The organism is Xylanibacter ruminicola (genome assembly GCF_900142525.1).
Taxonomy (GTDB): Bacteria; Bacteroidota; Bacteroidia; order Bacteroidales; family Bacteroidaceae; genus Prevotella; species Prevotella ruminicola_A.
This window is the reverse complement of the sequence record NZ_FRBD01000018.1, coordinates 109,373-116,179: the sequence shown is the minus strand read 5'-3', so window position 1 is coordinate 116,179 and position 6,807 is coordinate 109,373. Positions and strand designations below refer to the sequence as shown.

Sequence of the window (6,807 nt, the reverse complement as noted above, 5' to 3'; positions counted from 1 at the left end):
CTCAACTGGCTTTAGACTCTTTTTTGACATATTAGGCGGATTTTGTTTAATATCTGAAGTTCCATTGCTTTTTTCTGGAGGTATCTTCATCTTACCGCTTGCAAAAGCATTAATCCATCTATGGATGGTTAATGTACAAACGCCAAAATCTCTACTTAATTGTGCTACCGGAACATGATTTTGAAGATATTGTCTAACAATCATGCTTTTTTGTTCATAAGTGGCATGGTGTTTGGCGCTTCTGTGCTTCAGCGCCATCTCTTGCAACTCTAACAAATTTGACTCTTCATTTTTATCCATTTTAAAACGTTTTTTTGATTCAACGTTTTTCAGGGTAAGACAAGCTACTGGGCGAACTGGTAGAGGCTGCGGCGCCAGGTCTGCCACTCGTGAGCGGTCTCGGGTGAGATGTATGAGTGGGCGTTGATACCAATCTTCTTCAGACCCTCGGCGGCGTTGATGACGCTACCCTCGCCTTCGGCCATGCCCTTCTCCTTACCACCGGCACTCATAAACAGCACCTTGTTGGTGGCCTTGAAATCGGGCACGTCGGTGAGCTCGTCGGCACCAATGGTACCACCACTGAAGATGCCTACGTAAGCAAAGGTCTTGGGATTATTGAGGGTGATGCCGTGGGTCTGCATGCCACCCATCGACAAACCTGCCATGGCGCGATGATCGGCATCGGCAATCACACGATAGTTCTTCTCAACCATGGGGATGATATCCTTGATGAGTACCTCTTCGAAAGCACCTCCCATGCGGCGGGCCATCTTAGCAAAGTCGGCTCCGCTCATGCGGGGGCGCTGACCACCCTGAGGTGCTCCCTGCTCCCTGAGGACGCTGACCGCCTGCTGGGCGTGGACCCTGTGGACGTGGACCGCCTGGACGAGGACCACCAAAGCCCATAGGCTGCTCGCCTGGTTTGCGGGCGTTCAAACCATTGTCCATGAAGATGATGAAAGGCACGGCCTTGCCGGCGGCAATGAGGTTATCCATAATGATACCTGTCTTACCCTGAGCGCCCCAACCGGTCTCGTTCTCGCCCATACCATGCTGCAGATAGAGTACTGGGAACTTCTTAGTGGGGTTGGCATAATACTCGGCGGGCAGATAGATATAGCCGTGACGCATCTGCTGGGTTACTGATGAATAGTAGTAAACCTCGTTAACAGAGCCCTGAGGCACGTTCTTGACGGTATAGAAATCCTCGTCGGCGGCAGGGATATCGATACCACTACCCCAACGGCTGGCTCCGTAATAGTATTTGCTGCCTGGATCGGGTACTGAGGCACCATCGATGTTGAGCTGATAGTAGTGGAAGCCCTCGTCCTGTGGAGCCGACTCACCAGTCCACACACCGTTAGCATCCTTCTTCATCTCGTACTTCACACCACCGATGTCGAGCTTAACGCTGTTAGCCTCGGGGGCCGAAATCTGAGCGCGAACCATGCGCTGTGAATTTACCATGGGATACTGTTTTCCCTCCTGATTAGTACTTGCAGGCTTAAAGTCTTCAGTTACTTGGGCGCTTGCCGATACAGCCACGAAAGCTGCCATTAATAAAAGAGTTTTCTTCATAAGTTTATAACAATTGTTAGGTTTATTATTTTACTCGTTTGACACCCGAGAGGGCAAAAAGTAAAATGCGGCGAGCGATAGTTTATGAAGATTAACAAATAAAATAGAGCACCCTTATGCAGGATGCTCTATTTATGATAGCGTTGGGGGGATTGCTTACTCAGCAGTCTCCTCGTCGTTTGCCTTGAAGTTCTCGAGGTCCTCAACCTGGAAAGCCTTGATGTAAGCAGACTTACCGAGAACATCCTCTTCAGTCATGCGAACATAGACGTTAGCACTCTTCTTGAAAAGCTCAGGTGCCTTGCTTGCATCGCGAATGATGAGCAGACTCATAACGAGCTCAGCAGTCATATCGTACAGACGACGAGCGAGGAAGTCCTGTGCATCCTGATTCTCCAGAGCCTTCACGTTAGCAAGAGCCTCCTCGTAAACTGGGATGAGCTTCTCTACGCGGGCCTTAAGACCAGCCATGCAATCGCAAACCTCGAGGTTTGCAGCCATCTCCTTGATGTTGTTCAGCATAGTGCCGTTGGTGATGTAGCGGATAGCAGCAACAACCTGCAACTGTGTGGTACCCTCGTAGATAGAGAAGATACGAGCATCGCGGAACAAACGCTGGCTCTTGTACTCCATGATGAAACCTGAACCACCGTGGATGCTGATGGCATCGTAGGCGTTCTGGTTGGCATACTCAGAGTTCATACCCTTGGCAAGTGGGGTGAAGGCATCAGCCAAACGCTGGTACTTCTTCAGCTCCTGCTTCTCCTCTGGAGTAAGCTTGCGGTCGCGCTCGATGTCCTCGAGGCACTTGTAGATATCAACATAAGCGGCTGTCTCGTACAGCAGTGAACGACCAGCGTCCAACTTAGCCTTCATGCGAGAGAGCATATCGTAAACGGCAGGGAAGTTGATGATCTTATCACCAAACTGCTGACGCTCCTTAGCGTAAGCCAGACCCTCGTTGTAAGCCTCCTGCTCAACACCTACTGACTGAGCGGCGATACCAAGACGGGCACCGTTCATCAGTGCCATAACGTACTTGATTAGACCCAGACGTGTGCTACCGCAGAGCTCTGCCTTAGCGTTCTTATAGGTCAGCTCACAGGTAGGTGACCCATGGATTCCCAACTTGTGCTCGATATGACGAACATCAACACCGCCCTGGCGCTTGTCGTAGATGAACATTGACAGACCACGTCCGTCCTTTGTGCCTTCCTCAGAACGAGCCAGCACGAGGTGGATGTCACTATCACCGTTGGTGATGAAGCGCTTCACACCATTCAGACGCCAGCAGTTCTCCTTCTCGTCGAAGGTAGCCTTCAGCATCACACGCTGCAGGTCAGAACCAGCATCTGGCTCAGTCAGGTCCATACTCATACCCTCACCAGCGCAAACGCGTGGGATGTACTTCTGGCGCTGCTCCTCAGAACCGAACTCATACAGAGTGTCGATACAGCTCTGCAGGCTCCAGATGTTCTGGAAACCAGCATCAGCAGCTGAAATCATCTCAGAGAGCATAGAGAATACAGCGTTAGGCAGGTTCAGACCGCCGTAACGGCGAGGCATACTTACACCCCACAGACCAGCCTTGCGGGTGGCGTCGAGGTTCTCGTAAGTCTTAGAGGCGTAGATCATACGGCCGTTCTCGAGGTGTGGACCTTCCAGGTCAACGCTCTCAGAGTTTGGCTCGATGATATTGGCAGCCACGTCGCCAGTGATGTCGAGAATCTGCTTGTAGTTCTCGATGGCATCGCCCAGGTCAACGGGAGCGTAGTCATATTCTTTCGCATCAGCGAAACCTTTTTCCTTCAACTCGACAATACGAGCCATCAGGGGGTGGTTCAAGTAGAACCCGATCTCAGGATGATCGCTATAATAGTTTGCCATAATTTCTTATTTGTTTTCTTGATTCTTCTTATATATTCTTCCTCCTATTCTTGCACTTAAAACAACGCTACCAACATAAGCACAGAGGTTTATTATGCCAGCGGTTTTAAAATGGTCTATTGTAACCAAATAATAGGCTACACAGAGTAGCGCAATCATGCAGACAATGAGGAAGTAATCTAAAGCTTTCATCTTATTTTGAGTTCTGCTTATAATATTTGATCAGCTTTGGTACAACCTCCTCAACGGTACCAACAATCACGTAGTCAGCGATGCGGTTGATAGGAGCATCGGGGTCAGAGTTGATGCTGATGATGATACCAGAATCCTGCATACCGGCGATGTGCTGGATCTGACCGGAGATACCGCAGGCAATATATACTTTCGGATGAACGGTAACACCTGTCTGACCAATCTGACGGTCGTGATCCAACCAGCCAGCATCAACAGCGGCACGAGAACCACCAACCTCACCATGCAGAACCTTTGCCAACTGGAACAGCATGTCGAAGTTCTCCTTAGAACCCATACCGTAACCACCAGCAACCACGATTGGCGCACCCTTCAGGTTGTGCTTTGCAGCCTCTACGTGGTGGTCGAGTACCTTTACAACGAAAGCCTCAGGGCTAACATATTTGCTTACCTCTGGGTAAACAACCTCACCCTTAGCCTTGCCCTCGTACAGAGCCTTCTGCATAACACCGCTACGAACGGTAGCCATCTGTGGACGATGGTCGGGGTTCACGATAGTAGCTACGATGTTACCACCGAATGCAGGACGAATCTGATAGAGCAGATTCTCGTATGTCTTGTTATTCTTCTTATCCTCGAAAGGACCAATCTCCAGCTCTGTGCAGTCAGCAGTCAGACCAGAGGTCAGCGATGATGATACACGTGGACCAAGGTCACGACCGATAACGGTAGCACCCATCAAGCAGATCTGTGGCTGCTCCTCCTTGAAGAGGTTAACCAGAATATCTGTGTGAGGAGCTGAGGTGTAAGGGAACAGGTCCTTAGCGTCGAAAACAAACAGTTTGTCAACACCATAAGGCAGAATCTGATCCTCAACCTTACCCTTGATGTCTGTACCAGCAACAATGGCGTGGAGCTCTACGTTCAGTTCATTGGCGAGCTTGCGACCTTTGGTCAGCAGCTCCTGAGATACTTCCTGTACCTGAGTACCTTCTATTTCGCAATATACAAATACGTTATTCATATCTCTTATCCAATGATTTTCTCTTCCAACAATTCTTTGATCATACCCTCAATATCAGCATCTGAAGCCGTCAAAGTTTTCGACTCCTTAGCCTGGAACACGATGTTCTTAATAGCCTTAACCTTTGTGGGCGAGCCATTCAGACCGCACTGGTTTACGTCGCCATCAACATCGGCAACACTCCACTGGTTCAGTGTCAGCTCAGGGCGCTCATCGTACAGATAGTCGTAAGCAGTACCCTCAGCAGGACGCTCCATTGGGCAGGTAGCGCGCTTGTACTTCATAACCAGCTTAGCGTTCTGTGGACGACAAGGAGCTGCACTTCCGTTTACGGTGATAACAACAGGCAGAGGAGCCTCTACAGTCTCAACACCACCGTCGATGACGCGCTTGATGGTTGCCTTACCATCCTTTACTGAGAGAACCTCCTCAGCATAAGTTACCTGGTTGAGACCCAGTTTCTGAGCTACCTGAGGACCTACCTGAGCGGTATCACCGTCGATAGCCTGACGACCACCAATCACGATGTCTACATCGCCAATCTTCTTGATGGCAGTAGCCAGTGCGTAAGATGTAGCGAGGGTATCAGCACCAGCGAAGAGACGGTCGGTGAGCAACCAGCCTGTATCTGCGCCACGATAAAGTCCCTGACGGATGATTTCGCCTGCACGTGGAGGGCCCATCGTGAGGATTCCTACTGTTGAGCCTGGGTTCTGCTCCTTCAGGCGAAGGGCCTGCTCCAGGGCATTTAAATCTTCTGGATTGAAGATGGCGGGTAGGGCAGCACGGTTTACGGTGCCTTCTGCAGTCATTGCGTCCTTACCCACATTTCGGGTGTCTGGCACTTGCTTGGCCAGCACAACAATCTTTAAAGCCATATTTATTAATAATGTGAATGAAATTTCAAAATCGGCTGCAAAAATACTACTTTTTATGCATACAGCCAAATAAAATGCACAAAATTAGTCTAAATGTGCACAAAACTGGTATTTTGTGCAATAAAATGCCCGACGCCATAACTAGCATCGGGCTTTTTTCATCTCTCTCTTTGATTTATTCTTATAGTGGATAATCCTCGAAAGCATAGAGAACTGTGCTCAGATAGCGCTCGCCTGTATCAGGCAGCAGTACTACTATCTTCTTGCCCTTGTTCTCTGGGCGCTTGGCCACCTGGATGGCTGCGTAGAGGGCTGCTCCTGCTGAGATACCTACCAGCAATCCTTCCTGCTGGGCTACCTCACGACCTGTGCGGATGGCATCATCGTTCTCAACATCAAATACTTCGTCGATAACGCTTGCATCGTATGTCTTGGGGATGAATCCAGCACCGATACCCTGAATCTTATGAGGACCACTCTGACCGCCATTCAGCACAGGGCTTGACTTTGGCTCAACTGCAATAATCTTTACGTTTGGATTCTGCTCTTTCAGGAACTTTCCAGTACCAGATATGGTTCCTCCAGTACCTACACCGCCAATAAAGATGTCAACCTTTCCATCGGTATCGCGCCAGATTTCTGGGCCTGTTGTGGCATAGTGCTTAGCAGGGTTGGCTCCGTTCTCAAACTGCTGCAGGATTACTGCACCTGGAATTGAGTCGCGTAACTCCTCGGCAGCGCGGATGGCGCCTGGCATACCGTCCTTTCCAGAGGTGAGTCGAACCTCAGCACCATAGGCCTTTACGAGGTTGCGGCGCTCTACGCTCATGGTTTCAGGCATGGTAAGGATAAGATGATAGCCTTTGACGGCTGATACCAGTGCCAGTCCTACGCCCGTGTTTCCTGAGGTTGGTTCGATGATGGTGGCGTCTGGTTTCAGGATTCCTTTAGCCTCGGCATCCTCGATCATTGCGAGGGCGATACGATCCTTTACGCTGCCGCCTGGGTTGAAAAACTCTACTTTAGCAATTACTGGGGTTTCAACGCCCTTTGCCTGTGAATACTTGTTGAGCTCAAGCAGTGGGGTATTACCCACAAGCTCAGTCAGTTGTTTTGCAATTTTACTCATAATTCCTTACCATTTTATATATTAAACTTTTATGTTTCTGGGTGCAAAAGTACAACTTTTTTTTTATTCTCGCAATCCCACCATCATGTCATTGTTCATACCAAATGTTTGGTATA

8 protein-coding genes are annotated in these 6,807 nt (G+C 49.4%); all 8 read right to left on the bottom strand.

Annotated features, from left to right (window positions below; all coding sequences use genetic code 11):
• A partial coding sequence (locus BUB86_RS12380; RefSeq protein WP_139261599.1) for a leucine zipper domain-containing protein occupies positions 1-300 on the bottom strand: 300 nt, incomplete at its 3' end.
• A gap of 44 nt (positions 301-344) precedes the next feature.
• Positions 345-797: an alpha/beta hydrolase gene (locus tag BUB86_RS12375; RefSeq protein ID WP_073209975.1), complete on the bottom strand. Its 453-nt coding sequence runs from the start codon at positions 795-797 to the stop codon at positions 345-347.
• A complete protein-coding gene (locus BUB86_RS12370) occupies positions 775-1,581 on the bottom strand; it encodes an alpha/beta hydrolase-fold protein (RefSeq protein WP_081373233.1) in 807 nt (268 codons plus the stop codon). The genes BUB86_RS12375 and BUB86_RS12370 overlap by 23 nt, the downstream gene beginning before the upstream one ends.
• A gap of 156 nt (positions 1,582-1,737) precedes the next feature.
• Positions 1,738-3,468: an acyl-CoA dehydrogenase family protein gene (locus tag BUB86_RS12365; protein ID WP_073209971.1), complete on the bottom strand. Its 1,731-nt coding sequence runs from the start codon at positions 3,466-3,468 to the stop codon at positions 1,738-1,740.
• Positions 3,469-3,474: 6 nt separating this feature from the next.
• The gene (locus tag BUB86_RS12360) at positions 3,475-3,660 is read right to left on the bottom strand and encodes a hypothetical protein (RefSeq protein WP_073209969.1); all 186 of its coding nucleotides are present in this window, start codon (positions 3,658-3,660) and stop codon (positions 3,475-3,477) included.
• A 1-nt stretch (position 3,661) separates the two neighbouring features.
• The gene (locus BUB86_RS12355) at positions 3,662-4,684 is read right to left on the bottom strand and encodes an electron transfer flavoprotein subunit alpha/FixB family protein (protein WP_073209967.1); all 1,023 of its coding nucleotides are present in this window, start codon (positions 4,682-4,684) and stop codon (positions 3,662-3,664) included.
• Positions 4,685-4,689: 5 nt separating this feature from the next.
• Positions 4,690-5,562 carry an electron transfer flavoprotein subunit beta/FixA family protein gene (locus BUB86_RS12350; RefSeq protein ID WP_073209965.1) on the bottom strand — a complete coding sequence of 291 codons (873 nt, stop codon included), beginning with the start codon at positions 5,560-5,562 and terminating at the stop codon, positions 4,690-4,692.
• Between the two features lie 181 nt (positions 5,563-5,743).
• On the bottom strand, positions 5,744-6,691 hold the full coding sequence (cysK, locus tag BUB86_RS12345) for a cysteine synthase A (protein WP_073209964.1): 948 nt from the start codon (positions 6,689-6,691) through the stop codon (positions 5,744-5,746).
• Positions 6,692-6,807 lie beyond the last annotated feature (116 nt).

What these genes read in the sequence shown, in the direction of transcription:
- BUB86_RS12375 (WP_073209975.1), bottom strand. Translation starts at nt 797, where the DNA reads ATGAGCGGAGCCGACTTTGCTAAGATGGCCCGCCGCATGGGAGGTGCT.
- BUB86_RS12370 (WP_081373233.1), bottom strand. Translation starts at nt 1,581, where the DNA reads ATGAAGAAAACTCTTTTATTAATGGCAGCTTTCGTGGCTGTATCGGCA.
- BUB86_RS12365 (WP_073209971.1), bottom strand. Translation starts at nt 3,468, where the DNA reads ATGGCAAACTATTATAGCGATCATCCTGAGATCGGGTTCTACTTGAAC.
- BUB86_RS12360 (WP_073209969.1), bottom strand. Translation starts at nt 3,660, where the DNA reads ATGAAAGCTTTAGATTACTTCCTCATTGTCTGCATGATTGCGCTACTC.
- BUB86_RS12355 (WP_073209967.1), bottom strand. Translation starts at nt 4,684, where the DNA reads ATGAATAACGTATTTGTATATTGCGAAATAGAAGGTACTCAGGTACAG.
- BUB86_RS12350 (WP_073209965.1), bottom strand. Translation starts at nt 5,562, where the DNA reads ATGGCTTTAAAGATTGTTGTGCTGGCCAAGCAAGTGCCAGACACCCGA.
- cysK (WP_073209964.1), bottom strand. Translation starts at nt 6,691, where the DNA reads ATGAGTAAAATTGCAAAACAACTGACTGAGCTTGTGGGTAATACCCCA.